The sequence below is a fragment of the Streptomyces typhae genome (assembly GCF_009755605.1).
Taxonomy (GTDB): Bacteria; Actinomycetota; Actinomycetes; order Streptomycetales; family Streptomycetaceae; genus Streptomyces; species Streptomyces typhae.
In genome coordinates, this window is the sequence record NZ_WPNZ01000021.1 from 32,374 (window position 1) to 51,739 (window position 19,366).

Annotated in this window: 14 protein-coding genes; 8 read left to right on the plus strand and 6 right to left on the minus strand. The window is 72.3% G+C overall.

Annotated features, from left to right (window positions below; translation table 11 throughout):
- Positions 1 to 38 precede the first annotated feature (38 nt).
- The 3 genes from GPA10_RS30850 to rsmH all read right to left on the minus strand — a co-directional run bounded on the left by GPA10_RS30850 (position 39) and on the right by rsmH (position 3,720).
- A complete protein-coding gene (locus GPA10_RS30850; RefSeq protein WP_343041510.1) occupies positions 39 to 2,051 on the minus strand; it encodes a peptidoglycan D,D-transpeptidase FtsI family protein in 2,013 nt (670 codons plus the stop codon).
- A 5-nt stretch (positions 2,052 to 2,056) separates the two neighbouring features.
- A complete protein-coding gene (gene ftsL, locus GPA10_RS30855) occupies positions 2,057 to 2,689 on the minus strand; it encodes a cell division protein FtsL (RefSeq protein WP_157168350.1) in 633 nt (210 codons plus the stop codon).
- A 74-nt stretch (positions 2,690 to 2,763) separates the two neighbouring features.
- The gene (gene rsmH, locus GPA10_RS30860; RefSeq protein WP_079086967.1) at positions 2,764 to 3,720 is read right to left on the minus strand and encodes a 16S rRNA (cytosine(1402)-N(4))-methyltransferase RsmH; all 957 of its coding nucleotides are present in this window, start codon (positions 3,718 to 3,720) and stop codon (positions 2,764 to 2,766) included.
- Between the two features lie 524 nt (positions 3,721 to 4,244).
- Here rsmH and GPA10_RS30865 point away from each other — a divergent pair.
- From GPA10_RS30865 to GPA10_RS30880, 4 genes are all read left to right on the plus strand, one after another.
- Positions 4,245 to 4,853, plus strand: coding sequence for a beta-class carbonic anhydrase (locus GPA10_RS30865; protein WP_157168351.1), 609 nt, complete (start codon positions 4,245 to 4,247; stop codon positions 4,851 to 4,853).
- 279 nt (positions 4,854 to 5,132) lie between these two features.
- Positions 5,133 to 6,152 carry an AAA family ATPase gene (locus GPA10_RS30870; protein ID WP_058851719.1) on the plus strand — a complete coding sequence of 340 codons (1,020 nt, stop codon included), beginning with the start codon at positions 5,133 to 5,135 and terminating at the stop codon, positions 6,150 to 6,152.
- Entirely contained in the window at positions 6,152 to 7,531 is a 1,380-nt protein-coding gene (locus tag GPA10_RS30875; RefSeq protein WP_157168352.1) for a DUF58 domain-containing protein, read from the plus strand. Before GPA10_RS30870 ends, GPA10_RS30875 begins: the two co-directional genes overlap by 1 nt.
- Before the next feature lie 91 nt (positions 7,532 to 7,622).
- Positions 7,623 to 10,085 (plus strand): transglutaminase TgpA family protein, encoded by a 2,463-nt coding sequence (locus GPA10_RS30880; protein ID WP_157168353.1) that lies wholly within the window; start codon positions 7,623 to 7,625, stop codon positions 10,083 to 10,085.
- A 786-nt stretch (positions 10,086 to 10,871) separates the two neighbouring features.
- Here GPA10_RS30880 and GPA10_RS30885 read toward each other — a convergent pair.
- The 3 genes from GPA10_RS30885 to GPA10_RS30895 form a co-directional block, all read right to left on the minus strand.
- Positions 10,872 to 11,297, minus strand: a complete 426-nt coding sequence (locus GPA10_RS30885; RefSeq protein WP_343041511.1) for a DUF3040 domain-containing protein — start codon at positions 11,295 to 11,297, stop codon at positions 10,872 to 10,874.
- A 320-nt stretch (positions 11,298 to 11,617) separates the two neighbouring features.
- Complete coding sequence (locus GPA10_RS30890) at positions 11,618 to 12,433, minus strand: methyltransferase (protein WP_058851722.1); 816 nt, start codon at positions 12,431 to 12,433, stop codon at positions 11,618 to 11,620.
- A 108-nt stretch (positions 12,434 to 12,541) separates the two neighbouring features.
- Positions 12,542 to 13,069 (minus strand): SAV_6107 family HEPN domain-containing protein, encoded by a 528-nt coding sequence (locus tag GPA10_RS30895; RefSeq protein WP_058851723.1) that lies wholly within the window; start codon positions 13,067 to 13,069, stop codon positions 12,542 to 12,544.
- Positions 13,070 to 13,226: 157 nt separating this feature from the next.
- Between GPA10_RS30895 and GPA10_RS30900 the strand changes: the two genes are divergently transcribed.
- The 4 genes from GPA10_RS30900 to GPA10_RS30915 all read left to right on the plus strand — a co-directional run bounded on the left by GPA10_RS30900 (position 13,227) and on the right by GPA10_RS30915 (position 18,934).
- Positions 13,227 to 14,144, plus strand: coding sequence for an ATP-binding cassette domain-containing protein (locus GPA10_RS30900; RefSeq protein ID WP_343041512.1), 918 nt, complete (start codon positions 13,227 to 13,229; stop codon positions 14,142 to 14,144).
- Positions 14,116 to 16,209, plus strand: coding sequence for a YhgE/Pip domain-containing protein (locus tag GPA10_RS30905; protein WP_157168357.1), 2,094 nt, complete (start codon positions 14,116 to 14,118; stop codon positions 16,207 to 16,209). The genes GPA10_RS30900 and GPA10_RS30905 overlap by 29 nt, the downstream gene beginning before the upstream one ends.
- 29 nt (positions 16,210 to 16,238) lie before the next feature.
- Positions 16,239 to 16,868, plus strand: coding sequence for a TetR/AcrR family transcriptional regulator (locus tag GPA10_RS30910; protein WP_058851726.1), 630 nt, complete (start codon positions 16,239 to 16,241; stop codon positions 16,866 to 16,868).
- An 857-nt stretch (positions 16,869 to 17,725) separates the two neighbouring features.
- Positions 17,726 to 18,934, plus strand: a complete 1,209-nt coding sequence (locus tag GPA10_RS30915) for a helix-turn-helix domain-containing protein (protein WP_157168358.1) — start codon at positions 17,726 to 17,728, stop codon at positions 18,932 to 18,934.
- The last annotated feature ends 432 nt before the right edge of the window (positions 18,935 to 19,366 follow it).

Consider the following 19,366-nt stretch of genomic DNA (forward strand, 5'->3'; position numbering starts at 1 on the left):
CTGGTCCGTGCCGGGCGGCTCGGCGGCGCGGGCGGCGGCTAGCGGTCGTCCGCGGGGCGTCCCGGGGTCTCCGGCTTACCGGGGCTGAACGTCACGGGCAGTCGCGCGGGGGCCTTGCCGGTGGGCGGGACCTGGAGTGTCTTGAGGGCGAACTGCATGACCTTCTTGTAGATGGGACCGCAGATCTGACCGCCGAAGTAGCTTCCCTTGGTGGCGTTCTGGATGACGCAGTAGACGGTGACGCGCGGCTTGTCGGCGGGGGCGAAGCCGGCGAAGGACGAGGTGTAGCCGTGGTAGCGGCCGGTCTTGGGGTCGACCCGGTTGGCCGTGCCGGTCTTGCCCGCGACGCGGTAGCCGGGGATGCGGGCCTTGGTTCCGGTGCCCTGCTCGTCGTCGACGACGGACTCCAGCATCCCGGCGACGGTCCGCGCGGTCCTGTCGCTGACGACCCGCGTCTTCTTGGGGGCGGGCGCGGGCGTGAAGCGGCCGTCGGGCCCCTTGGTGCCCCGTACCAGGGTCGGCTCGATGCGGACGCCGCCGTTGGCGATGGTCGAGTACACCGAGGCCGCCTGCATCGCGTTGATGGAGACGCCCTGGCCGAAGGGGATCGTGAACTGCTGGGAGGTCGACCACTTGTCGGGCGGGGCGAGGATGCCGGAGGTCTCGCCGGGGAAGCCGAGCCCGGTCTCCTTGCCGATGCCGAACTTCCGCAGGTACGAGTAGAGGCTCTTGTTGACCTGCTCCTGGGTGTCGCCCAGTTCGCCGGTGGCGAGGATGGTGCCGATGTTGCTGGACTTGGCGAGCACGCCGTTGAGCGTGAGGTACCAGGTCGGGTGGTCGATGTCGTCCTGGAAGAGCCGGTCCCCGCGGTGCAGCCGGTTGGGCACGGTCACCCGGGTGCCGGGGGTGGCGGCGTTCTCCTCCAGGACCGCGGCCATCGACATGACCTTGGCGGTTGAACCCGGTTCGAAGGCGTCCTGGACCGCGGCGTTGCCAAGACTCGTGCCCTGGGCCTGGGAGAGGTCGTTGGGGTCGAAGCCTGGCGCGTTGGCCATGGCGAGGACCTCGCCGGTCCTGGTGTCCTGCACGAGGACGTAGCCGCGGTCCGCGTGGGACTTCCGGACCTGTTCGGTGATGGCGTCCTGCGCGGCCCACTGGATGTCGCGGTCGATGGTCAGCTCGACGTCCGAGCCGGGCACGGCCGGCTTCTCCGTGCTGCCCGCGGTGGGCACCCGGCGGCCGCCCGACTGGGCGTAGCGGACCTCGCCCTGCTTGCCCGCGAGTTCCTTGTTGAGCTGCTGCTCGATGCCGCCGCCGCCCTTGCCGTCGGCGTTGACCCAGCCCAGTATCCCGGCAGCGAGACCGGCGTTCGGATAGACCCGCTTGCTGGTGGGCACGGCGAAGACGCCGCCGAGGACGTTGACCGCCTTGGGGTCGGTGCTCGCCTTGTCCGCGAGGGCGGTGCGCAGGTCCTTGATCTGCTTCCAGACCTGCGGTGTCGCGCGCCGGGCCAGCAGGGTGAAGCGCGACTTGGGCGTGCGCAGCTTCTCGGCGACCTCGTCGGTGTCCTTGTCGATGATCGGCGCGAGCAGCGCCGCGGCCTGCTCGGGCGCGTCGCCGGTCTTCGTCTCCTTCGGCGTGAAGAGCGAGGGGTCGGCGGTGATGTCGTACGCGTCCACGCTGGTGGCGAGTTCGACGCCGCCGCGGTCGGTGATGGCGCCGCGCTCGGCGGCGAGCTTGTGGGTGGAGTAGCGGTTCTTCTCCGCCTTGGCCGCGTACACGTCGGCGTCCACGGCCTGCACCTGAAGGAGGCGCACCACGAAGGCGAGCATGACCAGGGTCAGGCCGAGGCTGACCATGCGCAGCCGGGGCCGCGGGCTGCCCAGGCGGATGGTCTTGGGCTTGTTCCGCGGTCCCCGGCCGGGCGGGCGGGGGCCGCGGGCGGCGGGCGGGCGCGCTCCCGGGTCTGGCCTGCGCCGCTCGGCGGGGCGTGCGGGCCGTGCCGGGCCGGGGACCCGGCGCCGTGGGGGTGGCGGTTGGCGGTCCGTCACTTACGTCACCTGCCGGGGGTCGTGGGAGCGGGCCGCTCGGCGATGGCCGGCGGCCGGGGCGCGCCGCCCGCGGACGCGGAGGCCGGTGCCGACGGGTCCCCGGCCGCGCTCGGGGAGCCCGTCGCGGGCGCCTGCGGGGAGGGCGTGGCCGGCTGCCGCGCCGAGGCGGAGGCGGAGGCGGAGGGCGGGGCGGGCGTCCCGGTCGGCGAGGGTGCCGGGGACGCCGGGGGCAGGGCGGCGGGCGGCCGGGCCGCGGAGGGGCGCACCGCGGTGCCCGGGGCGGCGCCGGGGACGCCGCGGACCTTGCCGTCCGGGCCGAGGAAGGCGGGGTCGCCGCCCGGGACCATACCGAGTTCACGGGCGCGGCGCTGGAGGGCGTCAGGGGCGGCGTACTTGTCCACGTCCTTCTGGAGCGCCTGTTCCTCGTCGGTCAGCTCCTGGGTCTCCTTCTTGAGCTTCGTGAGCTGGAAGGAGCCCTCGTTGAGGGAGGAGTTGAGGAGCAGGAGCGTGATCAGGCCGCCGCCGAGCAGCAGGACGACCAGGAGCACGAAGGGGGTGCGGGCGGCTTGGCTCGGGGCCGCGGGCAGCAGCCGGGCGAGCCGCGCCGCTCTTCCCCGCAGCTCGGGCTTCTTGCTCATCGGGCCTCCTTGCGGACGCGGCTCATGGGGCCTCTCCGGAGAGGCCGCTCACGTGGCTACCTCGCGGCGGGGTCTCACAGCGCGTCCTCGCGGATGCGCTCGGCACCCCGCAGCCGGGCCGGTGCGGCCCTGCGGTTCTCGGCGATCTCTTCGTCCGTGGGCAGTTCGGCGCCGCGCGTGAGCAGCTTGAGCCGCGGCTGGTACTGCTCGGGGACGACCGGCAGGCCGGGGGGCGCGGTGGTGGCGGCGCCCGCCGCGAGCACCTGCTTGACGAGCCGGTCCTCCAGTGAGTGGTACGAGAGGACGGCGATGCGGCCGCCGACGGCGAGCGTCTTCACGGCTGCGGGAATGGCCCGCTCCAGGACGCTCAGCTCGCCGTTGACCTCGATGCGCAGGGCCTGGAAGGTGCGCTTGGCCGGGTTGCCGCCGGTGCGCTTGGCGGCCTGCGGCAGCGCGTCGCGGATCAGCTCGACGAGCCGTGCGCTGTTGCTGAACGGCTCCTTCTCGCGCTCGCGCACGACGGCGGACACGATCCGCTTGGCCTGCTTCTCCTCGCCGTACGCGCGCAGGATCCGCACCAGTTCGCCGGGCGGGTAGGTGTTGAGCACCTCGGCCGCGCTGACGCCGGTCGTCTGGTCCATGCGCATGTCGAGCGGGGCGTCCTGGGCGTAGGCGAAGCCGCGGTCGGCCTCGTCGAGCTGCATGGAGGACACGCCGAGGTCGAACAGGACGCCCTGCGCGCGCGGGATGCCGAGCCGGTCGAGGACCTCGGGCAGCTCGTCGTAGACCGCGTGCACCAGGGTGGCGCGGTCGCCGTAGGGGGCGAGGCGCTCGCCGGACAGGCGCAGCGCCTCCTTGTCGCGGTCCAGGGCCACGAGCCGGGCCGAGGGGAAGGCCGCGAGCAGTGCCTCGCTGTGCCCGCCGAGCCCGAGGGTGCAGTCGACGACGACCGCTCCCGGCTCCGCGAGCGCCGGGGCCAACAGGTCCAGGCACCGCTGGAGCATCACCGGGACATGTCGGGCAGAACTCACTGCACCCTCTCAGGGTCCGGCGCGGTCGCCGTCCGCACGGCCGGGTCCCCGCCCGCTCCTGAAGGGGAATCCGGCTGGCCGGCGCCGGGAGAGTGGCGTCGGCCGACCGGGAGCGGGAGGAGGCCGAGCCGTACGTACGCGCCGCGCACGTGGGGGGACTCAATGGAAATCTCCGGAACCGACCGGGAAGCTCCGGGACGGTCCAGCGGGACGGAGACCGGCAAGGAGACCGACCGGTCAGGGAGACCGACCAGTGCGGCCGAGCGGACTCCACTCCCGCTTCGCGTCACTTTAGTCCACCCTGTCTCGCGGTCAATCAACTGGCCTGCGCGGCGCGGCCCGACCCCTCCGTGGCGGGCCGATCGCTCCCCGGAGGGAGGGGACGCGAGGGTCCGCGGGGGCGCATCACCTGTTCGGACGCGTCACCGCCGCCCCTGTGGGTTCCCTCACAACAAGGCTCCATGGCGTTCTTTGTCCGCTCTCACAGCAGGCCCACACCCCCCGTGACCATTACCGTCATACTCATGACGACTTCCGCATCAGTACCCACAGGTCCCGACAGCGCCATACGTACCGGTGGTGCGGGCGAGAACAGCACGGCCGGCACGGACAGCACGGACAGCACGGCCGGCACGGCCGGTACGGTCACGAACCGTCTCGTCGCGGCCAACGAGCGCTACGCCGCGGACTTCACCGACCCGGGCATGGACGCCCGTCCGGTGCTGGAGGTCGCCGTGGTGGCCTGTATGGACGCGCGCCTGGACCTGCACGCCGCGCTCGGCCTCCAGCTGGGCGACTGTCATACGATCCGCAACGCAGGCGGTGTGGTCACCGACGACGTCCTGCGGTCCCTGACCATCAGCCAGCGGGCGCTCGGCACCCGCAGCGTGGTCCTCATCCACCACACCGGCTGCGGCCTGGAGTCCCTCACCGAGGAGTTCCGGCACGACCTGGAGATGGAGGTCGGCCAGCGCCCGTCCTGGGCCGTGGAGTCGTTCCGCGACGTCGACCAGGACGTGCGCCAGTCCATGCAGCGGGTGCGGACATCGCCGTTCCTTCTGCACACCGACGACGTGCGCGGATTCGTCTTCGACGTGCGGACGGGACTGCTGCGCGAGATCGACCCTGCGTGACGGCGCCGACCCTGTGTGACCACCGGAGGGTGGGTACCGGACAATCTCCGGTACCCAAACCCGGCAAGAACCGGCATATCGCCGCCAGTTGTCCACAGGCAAGTGACACGAACCGGTAAGCCCAACAAGAATGCGTGTGTGGCGTCACGCTGAACCATTCCCGCGTGGTGTCCGTGTTTCGGGGTGGGCCCGGTCCGTGCGAGAGCGTCGGCCCGGGGAAACCAGTAAAGAGGTATCCCTGCTCCTTGCCGAGCGTGGGGAAGGGCCGAGGAGGGCCGGGTGACGACCTATGACGATCGAGCGAGCCTCACAGATCTGACCACGACCGCGGAGCGTGTCCGCGGATCGATCGAGGGTGTGATCGAGGGCAAGCCGGAGGTCGTACGGCTTTCGCTGACCGTGCTCCTGGCGGAGGGGCACCTGCTCATCGAGGATGTACCGGGCGTGGGCAAGACCATGCTCGCCAAGGCGCTCGCACGGTCCATCGACTGTTCGGTGCGGCGCATCCAGTTCACGCCGGACCTGCTGCCGTCGGACATCACCGGTGTGTCCATCTTCGACCAGCAGCGCCGTGACTTCGAGTTCAAGCCGGGCGCGATCTTCGCGCAGATCGTGATCGGCGACGAGATCAACCGCGCGTCGCCGAAGACGCAGTCCGCGCTCCTGGAGTCCATGGAGGAGCGCCAGGTCACCATCGACGGGCAGACGTACGAACTGCCCAGCCCCTTCATGGTGGTGGCCACGCAGAACCCGGTCGAGATGGAGGGCACGTATCCGCTGCCCGAGGCGCAGCGCGACCGCTTCATGGCCCGGGTCTCGATCGGCTATCCGGGCCCGGAGGCCGAGCTGCAGATGCTGGACGTGCACGGCGGTGTCTCACCGCTGGACGACCTCCAGCCGGTGGCCCACGCGCACGACATCGTGAAGCTCATAGACGCGGTCCGCACGGTGCACGTCTCCGAGGCCGTCCGCAGGTACGCGGTCGACCTGGTCGGCGCCACCCGCACCCACCCGGACCTGAGGCTGGGCGCGTCCCCGCGCGCCACGCTGCATCTGCTGCGCGCCGCCAAGGCCTCCGCCGCGCTCAGCGGCCGGGACTTCGCCCTGCCGGACGACGTGCAGGCCCTCGCCGTCGCGGTCCTCGCGCACCGCCTGCTGCCCACGGCCCAGGCGCAGCTGAACCGCCGTACGGCCGAGTCGGTGGTCCTGGAGATCCTCCAGCGGACCCCCGTCCCGGCGGCCCCCCAGCCCGGCCAGGGCTTCTTCGGCCAGCAGCCGCCCGGCACCCGGGGGCTCTGATGGCCGCCGGGGGGCAGGGGGCACGGGCCGAGGACGACCGGAGCGGCCTGCGCACGGCGCTCGCCGGCCTGACCACCCGCGGCCGGTCCTTCTTCGCGGCGGGCATCGCCGCGGCCGTGTGCGCCTACGTCCTCGGCCAGAGCGACCTGCTGCGGGTCGGGCTGCTGCTCGCGGTGCTCCCGCTGGTGTGCGCGGCCGTGCTCTACCGCACGCGCTACCGCGTCGCGGGCAGCCGCAGGCTCTCCCCCGCGCGTGTGCCCGCCGGTTCGGAGGCCCGCGTGCACCTGCGGATGGACAACGTCTCGCGGCTGCCCACGGGCCTGCTGATGCTCCAGGACCGGGTGCCGTACGTCCTCGGGCCGCGGCCCCGCTTCGTGCTCGACCGGGTCGAGGCGGGGGGCCGCCGCGAGGTGTCCTACCGCGTCCGCTCGGACCTGCGGGGCCGCTATCCGCTGGGCCCGCTCCAGCTGCGTCTGACCGACCCGTTCGGGATGTGCGAGCTGACCCGCTCCTTCTCCACGTACGACACACTGACCGTCGTCCCGCGCGTGGAGGCGCTGCCACCGGTGCGGCTCACGGGCGAGGCGAAGGGGTACGGCGACGGGCGGCACCGCTCCCTCGCCCTGGCCGGCGAGGACGACGTCATCCCGCGCGGCTACCGCCACGGCGACGACCTGCGCCGCGTCCACTGGCGCTCCACCGCGCGCTACGGCGAGCTGATGGTACGCCGCGAGGAGCAGCCGCAGCGCTCGCGCTGCACGGTGCTCCTCGACACCAGGGACGTGGCCTATCGGGGCAGCGGCCCCGACTCGGCCTTCGAATGGGCCGTGTCGGGCACCGCGTCCACGCTGGTGCACATGCTCGAACGCGGCTTCTCCGTCCGCCTCCTGACCGACACCGGGAACTCGCTGCCCGGGGAGGGCGCGGACGGCTTCGCGGGCGCGAGCCAGGAGTCGGCGGACTCCGCCGGGCTGATGATGGACACGCTCGCCGTGATCGGCCACTCGGACGGCGCGGGGCTCTCGCGCGCGTACGACGTGCTGCGCGGCGGCAACGAAGGCCTCCTGGTGGCCTTCCTCGGCGATCTCGACGACGAGCAGGCCGCGGTCATCGCGAAGATGCGGCAGCGCAGCGGCGCGGCGGTCGCCTTCGTCCTGGACGGCGCGGCCTGGACCCACGGCCCCGGCGGTGGCCCCTCCGCGGCGGTGCAGCATCCGCTGCGGCTGCTGCGCGAGGCGGGCTGGACGGCGGTCCCGGTGCCTCCGGGCGTCCCGCTCACGGACCTGTGGCGCCAGGCGGACCACCTGCGCACCTCGGGAACCACACCGGCGCCCGGGGCACCGGGTACGGCGGGAGCGGCGAGCGGGGGATGGGCATGAGGCGCAGGCCGACCGGGACGCGGAACCCGGTCATCAGCGGCCGGGTCCGCGCGGACGACGAGGGGTTCCCGATGAGCCCGGGGGGTGCTTCATGAGTGGGCGTACGCGGCTTGCGCTGTGTGCCACCGCCGCCACGCTGATGGCGTCGGGCGCGCTGCTGCCGCTCGTCGACACGTCGGGCTGGATCGTCCAGGCGGCGATCCTGCTCGCACTGCAGAGCGGGGTCGGCGGGCTCGCCCGCCGGGTGCCGCTGGCGCGCCCGGTCACGGTGGCCGCCCAGGCGCTGGTGTCGCTGCTCCTCCTGACACTGCTGTTCGCGCGGGAGCAGGCGCTCGCCGGAGTGATCCCGGGGCCCGAGGTCTTCCGGCACTTCGGGGTGCTATTGGAGACGGGCGGCGACGACGTCGGGCGGTACGCCATTCCGGCGCCGCTCACCGACGGCATCCGCCTGATGGTGGTCGGCGGCGTCCTCGTGGTCGGCCTCGCCGTGGACGCGCTCGCGGTGACGTTCCGCACGGCGGCGCCCGCGGGACTGCCGCTGCTCGCGCTGTACTCGGTCGCGGCGGGGCTCTCCGAGGACGGCGCCGGATGGCTGTGGTTCCTCCTCGCCGCCGCCGGATATCTGCTGCTGCTCCTGGCCGAGGGCCGGGACCGGCTCTCCCAGTGGGGCCGCGTGTTCGGCGGGGCGGCACGGCCGCCGGGGCGGATCTCGGGCGGTCTCGACGCCGACGGCGGCGCGACGGCGCCGGTGCGCACGGGCCGCAGGATCGGCGCCGTCGCCCTGGGCGTCGCGCTCGTGGTGCCGCTCGCGCTGCCCTCACTGGACAGCGGCCTCCTGGACGGCTCGGACGGCCCCGGAGGCGGTGACGGCAGCGGCGGGGGCACGATCTCCGCGGTGAACCCGCTGGTCGCGCTCCAGGACAGCCTGAACCAGCCGGAGGACCGCCAGGTCATCTCGTACCGGACGAACGCCAAGAACGCGCAGGACATGTACCTGCGGATCGTCTCGCTCGACAAGTTCGACGGCACCACCTGGAAGACCACCGTCCGGGACATCGAGGACATCCCCGCCCGCCTGCCCGACCCGCAGGGCCTGTCCCCCTCGGTCCGCAGGACCGAGATCCAGACGAACATCTCGGCCGACGACCGCTACGCGCAGAACTGGCTGCCGATGCCGTATCCCGCCAGCCAGGTCCGCATCGACGGCCGCTGGCGGTACGAGCCGGTGGGCCGCACGGTCGTCGGGGACCGCCGCCAGACCACGCGCGGCGCGCGGTACAGCGTGAACAGCCTGGTGGTGGAGCCGACCGCCGAGCAGCTCGCGGCGGCGCCCGCCGCGCCCTCGGGCCTGGCCCGCGAGTTCACGAAGGTGCCGGACTCGCTGCCGTCGATGGTGGCGGCCACGGCCCGCGAGGTCACCGACGGCTCCGCCAACGACTACGAACGCGCGGTGAAGCTCCAGGACTGGTTCGCCTCGGACGGCGGCTTCACCTACAACACGCAGGTCCGCGCGGGCAGCGGGCCCTCGGCCATCGTGCGCTTCCTGGAGCAGAAGGAGGGCTTCTGCGTCCACTTCTCCTTCGCCATGGCGTCGATGGCCCGCACGCTCGGCATCCCGGCGCGCGTCGCTGTGGGTTTCACGCCGGGTTCCGCGCAGTCGGACGGCACCATGTCGGTGGGGCTTCGGGACGCCCACGCGTGGCCCGAGCTGTACTTCGAGGGCGTGGGCTGGACCCGGTTCGAGCCGACGCCGAACCGTGGTTCGGTGCCCGACTACACCCGTGAGGACACGCCGTCCGACACGTCCGACGAGTCGGCCGTGCCGGTGCCCTCCGACTCGGCGGCACCGTCGCCGACGCCCTCGCAGCCCCAGGACTGCCCGCGCGACACGCGGCAGCAGGGCGGCTGCACGAGCGCGATGCCGCAGCTCACGGGCGGCTCCGACGACGACGGCCCGCCGATCGGCTGGATCGTCGGCGGCTCCCTGCTCGCCCTCGTCGCCCTCGTGGTGCCGCTGCTTCCGATGCTGTGGCGGGCGCGGGTGCGCGCGGTGCGGCTCGGCGGCGGGGGGCGCGTCCCGGTGGCCGGGGGGCCCGCGCCGCGCCTGGAGGGCAGTGGCCGCGCCGTGGCGGACGCGGCGACGCGCACGCTGGCCGCCTGGCAGGAGGTCACCGACAGTGCCTGGGACCACGGCATCGTCCCGAACGAGTCCGACACCCCGCGGAAGGCGGCGGCCCGGATCGTCCGCGTGGGCTCTCTCGGCCCGGCCCCTGCGGAGTCGGTCCACCGGGTGGCGGCCGCCGTGGAGCAGGTCCTGTACGCGCCGCATCCGCAGCCCGCCCAGGGGCTCGGCGACGACGTACGGCGGCTGCGGGAGGGGCTGCGCGCCTCAGTGAGCCGTCAGACACGGCTGCGCGCGACACTCGCGCCGCGTTCGGCCGCCCGGGTGGTGTGGACGGCGTCGGACCGCTGGACGGCACTCACCGCCCGCTGGTCACAGTGGGCGGCGAGGCGCTGGGCGGCTCTGCGGAGGCCGGCCCGGCAAGGGGGCTGAGCGGGCCGGTGGGCCCGGGCGGGCCCACCGGACATATGCGTGGGGGGCGACCGCGATGGATGCGGTCGCCCCCCCACGTGTGTACGGCAGCTGTCCGGCGGGGTGCGCTGTTGGTGCACGGTGGTATGGGGATGAGCGGTGGGCGGTGGGCGGTGCGCGTGGGTGCGGGGGCACGCGGTGCACGGGGGTGCGGGGGCACGCGGTGCAAGGGGTGACGCAGTGTGCGGGTGCCCGCGGTGTGCGGGGTGCACGGGGTGCACGGAGTGACGCGGTGCGTGGGTGGGCGGATGTACGCGGTGGACGCAGTGTGCGGGTGCCCGCGGTGTGCGGGGTGCACGGGGTGCACGGAGTGACGCGGTGCGTGGGTGGGCGGATGTACGCGGTGGACGCAGTGTGCGGGTGCCCGCGGTGTGCGGGGTGCACGGGGTGCACGGAGTGACGCGGTGCGTGGGTGGGCGGATGTACGCGGTGGACGCAGTGTGCGGGTGCCCGCGGTGTGCGGGGGGCGCGGGGTGCGCGCGGTACGCGGGTGCGCGGTATGCGGGTGCATATGGTCTGCGGATGTACGCCGTGCACGCAGTGTGCGGGCGCAGGCGGTGCATGGGTGCACGCGATGCGCGGATGCACGCGATGCGCGGATGGTCTGCGGGGGCTACGCCCCGGGCCGTGCGGAGGGGGCGGCTCCAGTGGTGTTCCAGGCCCCCTTGAGGGGCGCAACAGTGCCCGGTGCCCGGATGGGCTCCGAGCCCCTGCCGCTCCGTGGATCGCTCAAGGCCCAGGGGCCCGCTACTGGCCCTGCTGTTCGTCCCGGCGCCGCTGCCAGCGCTGCTCGATGCGGTCCATCATGGAACGCCGCTGCTGCCTGGGCTGATGCCGGCGTCCCGCCGGCGCGCCTGGGCCGGTGGCCGGGGCGGCGGCGCCGGGCGCCTGCTCACCCGGCTTGGGCGCTTTGCGCCAACCGGTGACGGCGAGCACGGCGCACCCCAGCATGACGAGGAAACCCATCACGCTCACCCAGATGAGCTGGGAGACCATTCCGGCCATGAGAAGGGCAATGCCCACCAGGAAGCCCGCGACCGCTTGGTAGACCCGCTTCCGGGTGTACGTACGCAGCCCGCTTCCCTCAAGCGCTGTCGCGAACTTGGGATCTTCGGCGTACAGCGCTCGCTCCATCTGCTCGAGCATGCGCTGCTCGTGCTCCGAGAGCGGCACGGAGTCCTCCTCATCGTGCAGTCGCCGGGGCGACCGGGGGGTCCCCTTCAGGATAGGCAGGGAATCGCCCCCGTGAAACCCGCCCCTCTGCGCCAACTTCGCCAAACCGGACCGCCAGGTCGCTCCGGCTCGCTGAAGCCTGCATTCCCCAGCGGCCGGTCCGTCATGCCGGACGGTGTCCCTCGATCATACGGCGCGAGTAGCCCGTTCGGGGCGCCTGTGGCGTACTCCATGTGCCGCTGCGCCGCTGATCAGCGACCCGGTACCGGCTGTCACTCGCGACACACCCGGACCGCGGGCACTCAGGCCCCGAGGGCCTCTCAGGACTCGGGGGCCTCGTCCGTCGCAGGTGTCACACCGAGCACATGCAGCTGCGTGGCCACCGCATGGAAGGCGGACAGCTCCGCGGCGGCGGCCTCCAGCTTGAGCAGCGCGTCCAGGGCGCCCGGCTCGGTGTCCACGAGGACACCGGGGACCAGGTCGGCGAAGACGCGCACGCCGTGCACGGCACCGACGCGCAGTCCCGCGCCCTCGACGAGCCCGCCGAGCTGCTCGGCGGTGAAGCGGCGCGGCACGGGGTCGCTCTCGCCCCAGCGCCCTGCCGGGTCGTCGAGCGCCCGGTGCGCCTCGCTGAAGTGCCCGGCGAGCGCGCGGCCGATCACGGCACCGCCGAGACCCGCGGCGAGCAGGCTCAGCACGCCCCCGGCACGCAGCGCGCCGACGGCGTTCCGCACGCCTTCGGCCGGGTCGTCCACGTACTCCAGGACGCCGTGGCAGAGCACCGCGTCGTACCCGCCGCGCTCGACCACGTCGAAGAGGCCGTGCACGTCGCCCTGCACACCGCGCACGCGGTCGGCCACACCGGCCTCGGCGGCGCGGCGCTCCAGGGCGAACAGGGCGTTCGGGCTGGGGTCGACGACGGTGACGCGGTGCCCGAGGGCGGCCACGGGCACCGCGAAGTTGCCGCTGCCGCCGCCGGTGTCGAGGACGTCGAGGGCGAGCGGTCCCGCGCCGCCTCCGGTCGCGCCGTCCGGCCCCTGTCCCGTGGCCTTGACCCGGCGGTCGAGGGCGTCCTTCAGGACGTCCCAGACCACGGCGGTACGGAGAGAAGCGCGGGGGCGCATCGGGTCCGACACGGCAGTTGACTCCTCGGCGCGGCTCCGCCTCATCTACGGCGGGCTGTTCGGGTGCGGGCGCTCCCACCCTAATGGGAATCGCAGCGGTGCTTCGCCAGCCCCGGCAGGTCAGCTCGCGTCCGGCGGCTCCTGACGCGGCTGGGGCAGCACGGGCTGCAGCACGAGCATCCGCTCGACCAGACGCAGGAACATCGACACGTCCCGCAGCAGGTCGTCGGCGTCACGGCTGCTCGCCGCACCCTGGATACCCGCCTCCGCGCGGGCCCTGCGGGCGGCTCCGGAGGCGAACAGGGCGCTCCACTCGGTCAGTTCCGGGGCTATCTCGGGCAGCACTTCCCAGGCGCTTCGGATGCGCTGCCTGCGCCGCGGGGCGAGCTCGGGGCGGCCGCGGGCGGCGAGGACCGCGGCCGCCGTGCGCAGGGCGGCGAGGTGGGCGGTGGCGTAGCGCTCGTTCGGAGTGTCCAGGTGCGCCGCCTCGTCGAGTCCGGCGCGGGCCTGGGCGAGCAGTTCGAGGGCGGCGGGCGGGGCCGTGGCCCGGCGGAGCACCGGGTGGACGTCGCTCGCGGGACCGGTCAGTGAGGGGGCAGGGCCGAGGGCGCGGCGCCGGTGTGCGGCTGCTGCGTTGGTACTGGCCATGACGAACCTCCTGTCGTCTGTGTGACGGCGCAGTGGCCGTATGTGCCCATCGTGGGGTATGCCACTGACAATCGGCCCTGACCTGGACTTTTGCCTCGATCGGGAGTTCGAGCTAGCTTTTGTACTGACTGGTCAGTTCAAAAGATGGGAGGGGGCCGTGGACGGTCGCCCGTACGGCGCCGCCGTCGACGCGGCGGACTTCGGCCTGAAGGGACCGCGGGGCTGGGCGTTCCGCGGGGTCGGGATCTCCGCGGGGCCGGGCGCGCTCGTCGCGGTCGAGGGCCCTTCGGGCTCCGGCCGCACCTGTCTGCTGCTCGCCCTGACCGGACGCATGCGCGCCACCGAGGGCACGGCCGCCGTGGGCCGCTTCCGGCTGCCCGCGCAGCTCGCGGCGGCGCGCGGGATCAGCGCCGTCGCGAACGTACCCGGCGTCACCGACCTCGACCCGGCGCTGACCGTCGCCGAGCACCTGCGGGAGCGCGCGCTTCTGGAGCGGCGGTTCGGGAGCCCGCTGCGCGCGCTGCTGCGGCCGCGCGCGGAGCGGGCCGCCGCGTCCCGGCTGCGCTTCGACGACGCGGTGCGGGCCGCCGGACTCGACGTCGAGGCGCTGCCCAAGGGGCCGCGGACCTCCGTACGGGACCTGGAGCGCCTCGACGTGCTGCGGCTCTCCGTGGCCCTCGCGCTCATGGGCGGGCCCCGGCTGCTCGGCGTCGACGACGTCGACCTGAAGCTCTCGGACGCCGAACGGGACGAGGCGTGGGCGCTGCTGCGGTCCGTCGCCGAGCGCGGGACGACCGTCGTGGCCGTGTGCCGCGAGGCCCCGCCGGGAGTGGTCGTCGTCTCGACGGCACCGTCGGCCACGCGCGCGTGCACCGACACGCCCCTTGAGGCCGATGCGGCTGCCGCCACCGCCACCGACTCCGATACCGATACCGATACCGAGGCCGGGGCTGACGCCGACTCCACTGCTGCAACTTACGCCGGTGCCGTCGCCGCTGACACCGAAGCCACCGAAGCCACCGAAGCCACCGACAAGGAGGCAGCCGATGCGGTCGCCGAAGCTCGCCGCGCTTGAGCTCAAGCGCTTCGGCAGGGGCAAACTGCCGCGCGCGGCCCTGGTGGCGCTCCTGCTGCTTCCCCTGCTGTACGGCGCGCTGTACCTGTGGTCGTTCTGGGACCCCTACGGCCGTCTGGACAAGATCCCGGTGGCCCTCGTGAACGACGACAAGGGCGCGACCGTCGACGGCAAGAAGGTCACGGCGGGCGACGACATTGTCGGGCGGCTGCGCGACAGCAAGACGTTCGAGTGGCACGAGGTGAGCGGCGCCCGTGCGCGCGAGGGCGTGGCGGACGGCTCGTACTACCTCTCCCTGACGATGCCGTCCGACTTCAGCAAGCGGGTGGGCTCCAGTTCCGGCGACTCCCCGGAGACGGGCGCCCTGCGGGTGCGCACCAACGACTCCAACAACTACATCGTCGGCCAGATCTCACGGACCGTCTTCTCCGAGGTGCGCTCGGCCGCGTCGAAGAAGGCGTCCCGGAACATGCTCGACAAGATCTTCATCTCGTTCTCCGACATCCACGGCAGGACGCGGGACGCCGCGCAGGGCGCCGACCGGCTCGAAGGCGGCCTCGGGAAGGCGCAGAAGGGCTCGCAGCAGCTCGTCGACGGCCTCAAGGACGCCAAGGAGGGCAGCGGGAAGCTGGCCGGGGGCGTCAAGAAGCTGCACACGGGAGCAGCCGACCTCCAGGACGGCTCGCGGCGCCTCGCCGACGGGACGCAGAAGCTGGCCGACAAGGTCAACGGCGTGGCAGACAAGGTCCGTCCGTACCTGAAGGACAACGGCAGGACCATCGGGGACAGCGCTCAGCTGGTGGCCGACTCCTCGAAGGCGGTGCGCCGCAACCTGGACGACTTCGTCAAGGCGGCACCGGCGGCGGCCGAGGGCGCCGAGAAGGGCTCGGCGGCCCTGGACCGCGTCCACGAACGGCGCTGCGAGAACCTCCCGGAGCCCGACCCGGCGTGCCCGGACCTGAAGCGGGCCAAGGACGCCGCGGCCGACGTGGCGACCGTCGCGGGCGACGTCGAGACCCTCGTCGAGGACCAGTCCGGCGGCCTCGCCCGGCTCGACCGGGACCTCGGCAAGCTCCAGCGCAAGGCCCAGGCGCTGGCCGACCGCGCGCCGCGGCTGGACAAGGACCTGAAAGAGGCTGACAAGGCCGTCCGGGACATCAACGCGCTCAACACCGGTGCGAGCGACGTCGCCGAGGGCGCCAAGAAGCTGCACACGGGCCTCGGCACCGCCAAGGCCGGCGCCACCCGCCTGGACACGGGCGTCGGCGACCTCGAGACGGGCGCGAGCGACCTCGACGGCGGCATCTTCAACCTGGCGGACGGCACCCGGAAGCTGGCGGGCGGACTGCACGACGGCGTCAAGAAGATCCCCGACTACGACAAGCAGGACCGCGACCGGCGCACGGACGTCATGGCCGACCCGGTGCAGTTGGCCTCCCAGTCCCTGCACAAGGCGCCCAACTACGGCACCGGCTTCGCCCCGTACTTCATCCCGCTGTCCCTGTGGGTCGGCGCGATGGTCGCGTACATGCTGATCCAGCCGCTCAACCGGCGCGCGCTGGCCGCGGGCGCGCCCGCCTGGCGCATCGCGCTCGCGGGCTGGCTGCCGGTCGCCGCCCTCGGGGCGCTGCAAGTGGCGGCCCTGATGTCGGTGCTGCACTGGCGCCTCGGTCTCCAGATGGAGCGGGCGGCGGGGACGATCGCCTTCCTGGCCCTGGTGACGTGCTGCTTCGCGGCGATCGTGCAGTGGCTGAACGCGCGCTTCGGAGCGGCGGGCCGGATTCTCGTCCTCGCCCTTCTGATGCTCCAGCTGACGTCCGCGGGCGGCACCTATCCGGTGCAGACGAGCCCGGCGTTCTTCAGCGCGATCCACCTGTACCTGCCGATGAGTCACGTCGTCGACGCCCTGCGCAGGCTCATCACGGGCGGCGGCCTCGGTCCGGTGTGGACGGCGTGCGCGGTCCTGACCGCGTTCACCGTGGGCGCCCTCGCGCTCACCGCGCTCTCCGCGCGCCGCAAGCAGGTGTGGACGCTCGACCGGCTGCATCCGGAGCTGAGCCTGTGAACGTGACGGAACCTGTGAAAATCAGGCCCATGGAAAGCAGCGCAAGTAGCGCAAGCAGGACGCGGCGCGAGGCCACCCGGCAGAAGCTCTACGAAGCCGCCGTCACCCTCATCGCGGAACAAGGGTTCTCCGCCACGACAGTTGACGAGATCGCCGAACGGGCCGGGGTCGCCAAGGGCACGGTCTACTACAACTTCGCCAGCAAATCGGTCCTCTTCGAAGAGCTGCTGCGGCACGGTGTGGGGCTGCTCACCGCCTCCTTGAAGACGGCGGCGGACGAGGCCACCCGGGACGGCGGCCGGCACGTGGACGCGCTGGACGCGATGATCCGGGCGGGCCTCGTCTTCATCGACCGCTATCCGGCCTTCACCCAGCTCTACGTCGCGGAGCTGTGGCGCACCAACCGCGCCTGGCAGTCGACGCTCATGGTGGTCCGCCAGCAGGCCGTGGCGGTCGTCGAGGACGTGCTGCGCGGCGGGGTGGCGAGCGGTGAGCTGAGCGAGGAGATCGACATCCCCCTGACCGCGGCGGCACTCGTGGGGATGGTCCTGGTGGCGGCCCTGGACTGGCAGGCCTTCCAGCCGGAGCGCTCCCTCGACGACGTGCACGCGGCGCTGTCCAGGCTGCTGCAGGGACGGGTCAGCGGCGGGAACGCCTGATGGGGACTGGCAGCAAGGCCTGAGAAGAATGGCAGCAACGTCGGACGCGGACCGACCGCAACGCCTGAGGCGGACCGGCAGCAACGCCGGAGACGGACGCAGACCGACGGCAACGCCGCCGGGTGCCCCGCGGTGCTGCCCGAGGGGCCGGTTCACCCGTTCGGCGTCATCGCGCGGCGCCGGCCCGGCGGGCCCCGGTGTCCCCGGATCCGCCGGACCGGCGCTTGTTGCGTTCCCCCGCGCGACCCCCGTGGTCGCCCCCCGGTCCCCCGTTCCCCCCTCCCGCCGAGGGCGGGAGGAACGGCCAAGGGCGCCGCCCGTTCCGCCGCCCCGTGTCGGCGGTGCCGGTGCCGCGCCCTTCTCCGTGCCCTCACTCTCCCTTCCGCGCAGGTCGTGGCCCATCCGCGCGCGTACTCATCTCCATCACTGAGTACGCATACTCAGGCCGGGTTGTTCACTTCTGAGCCGGAACGTGCCCTACTAGTTACGATCACGATCGTGTCCGTACTTCCTCTGGATATGACCAGCTGCGGGATCATGGCTCCCTACACCCCCTGCGCCCCCTAGGCAAACTCGCAGGTCAGATGACAGACGGCCCGGCCGCTCTTCGGAGCGTTCCGGGCCGTTTCCGTGCCCTTGCGGGCACCGTGCTGATTCGGTGCTGACCACTCAGTCCGTGCGACGGCCTCTCTCAACTGGGGTTCCGCATCACACTGAACGCACCTCATGTCGAGCCCGACCGTCGAGGCAGCCAAGCCTTGCGTTGATCGCGTAACCAACGGGGCAGGAGAGCATTCGAACCCGTCCCGCGCGGGCGTACCGTAGTCCTAGAGCTTCACTTCCCGACGGGTAGGGCCATGGCGACAACAACGCTTGGGGAACGGCTGATTGAGCTTCGCTTGCGCCGTAGCTTGACGCAGGAACAGCTCGCTGAGAGAGCGGATCTCAGCGTGGACACAGTCCGAAAGCTGGAGCAGAACCAACGCATGACGGCTCGTATGAGCACGCTCAACAAGTTCGCGCGGGCTCTGGACGTGGAGACATCGGTTCTACTCGGGGCACCCAGGGTGTTAGAGGCAAGCAACGGAACAGAGCCGCCGAGCCTCCTTGCCCTGCGCCAGGCGGTGACGCCTCTCTCGGACTTTCCAGGAGTCGGCGAACCGGATGACCTCCCTGCCCCTACGATCGCTCAGCTACGCGACAGCATCCGAAGCACCGAGCGCATCCGCCGCCAAGGCGAACTGACGAAGATCACTGCCCTCCTGCCCACGCTGCTGGCCGATGCCCGCGCTGCTGTCCGCGAGTGCACCGGGGAAGACCGGTCGGCGGCCTATGCCGTCCTCGCTGAGGCGTACCAGGTAGCCGCCACGACGCTCACCGCATTCGGGAAGGAGGACGCTGCGTATACCGCCCTTGAGCGCTCCATGGCTGCGGCTAAGCAGTCCAACGACCCGCGTTTGGAGATCATCGGTGTGTCCGCGCTCTCCTGGATCTTCTCCAAGCAAGGGCGGGTGGCGGATGCCGAAGCCGTCGCGGTTCGGATGGCAGAGCGTATCGAGCCCGGTTTCCGTTCAGCGCCTATCGACCTGTCGCTGTGGGGGATTCTTTTGCTTCGAGGGGCTAGCGCCGCAGTCCGGGCGGAGCGGACCGATACAGCAGAGGAGCTACTCTCGCTGGCGACGACGGCGGCCACGCGCATCGGTGCTGACCGGCTTGACTACGCGACGCCCTTCGGTCCCACGAACGCCGGAGTAGCAGCCGTGAACGCGTACGTGGACATGGGCAAGCCGGACAAGGCCCTGAACCGTGCCAAGCGGATCACCAACGTGGCCAGCCTCCCCCCTACTTGGCTCGCCCGGCATCATCTGGACTGCGCCCTGGCCAACGCGGAGATGAACCGAGACTTTGAAGCAACCAGGGCCTTGCTCGCAGCGGAGCGCACGGCCCCGGAGTGGATGAGGTATCACTCAACCTCACGCCACCTGGTGGCGGAGTTGCGTGAACGCGAGCGACGGCGCAGCTCTCCCATCAGGGAGTTGGCCGTCCGCCTGGAGATCGATACGTAACCAGGACGCTGCGTCCTAGCTGACTTGAGTGCTCGCACGCCCTGTCCCTGGGCGGATGCTCTGCCCGGCTGCACGGTAGTCACCAGATCACCAGCGGTCTGGAGGCACTGGGTATGACGAATGCAGGCGAACGCGGAACGGCCTCAAAGACGGGTTGGAAGCCCGGCACTCCGGTGTTCGACAGGGCCAGCCAGATGGTTGGCGTTGTTCACGAGCAGCGGGGGGCCTTGGTGACCCTGAAGCGGCCATCCGGGCTTCGCTGGTCTACCCGTGTCGTTGCTGTCCGGGCAGCCACTTACAGGGAAGAGATCCAGCTCAAAGCCCTGGCCAGGCACCACCGCAACGTACGCGGCCTTGCGGCCATCAGGGGCGGAAGATGAGCCGGTTACAGGGTTGGAAGGTCACTCGCGACGGCCTGTTCTGGAGTGGGGT

What these genes read in the sequence shown, in the direction of transcription:
- GPA10_RS30865 (WP_157168351.1), top strand. Translation starts at nt 4,245, where the DNA reads ATGACGACTTCCGCATCAGTACCCACAGGTCCCGACAGCGCCATACGT.
- GPA10_RS30905 (WP_157168357.1), top strand. Translation starts at nt 14,116, where the DNA reads ATGCGGTCGCCGAAGCTCGCCGCGCTTGAGCTCAAGCGCTTCGGCAGG.
- ftsL (WP_157168350.1), bottom strand. Translation starts at nt 2,689, where the DNA reads ATGAGCAAGAAGCCCGAGCTGCGGGGAAGAGCGGCGCGGCTCGCCCGG.
- GPA10_RS30915 (WP_157168358.1), top strand. Translation starts at nt 17,726, where the DNA reads ATGGCGACAACAACGCTTGGGGAACGGCTGATTGAGCTTCGCTTGCGC.
- GPA10_RS30895 (WP_058851723.1), bottom strand. Translation starts at nt 13,069, where the DNA reads ATGGCCAGTACCAACGCAGCAGCCGCACACCGGCGCCGCGCCCTCGGC.
- GPA10_RS30875 (WP_157168352.1), top strand. Translation starts at nt 6,152, where the DNA reads ATGGCCGCCGGGGGGCAGGGGGCACGGGCCGAGGACGACCGGAGCGGC.
- GPA10_RS30880 (WP_157168353.1), top strand. Translation starts at nt 7,623, where the DNA reads ATGAGTGGGCGTACGCGGCTTGCGCTGTGTGCCACCGCCGCCACGCTG.
- GPA10_RS30910 (WP_058851726.1), top strand. Translation starts at nt 16,239, where the DNA reads ATGGAAAGCAGCGCAAGTAGCGCAAGCAGGACGCGGCGCGAGGCCACC.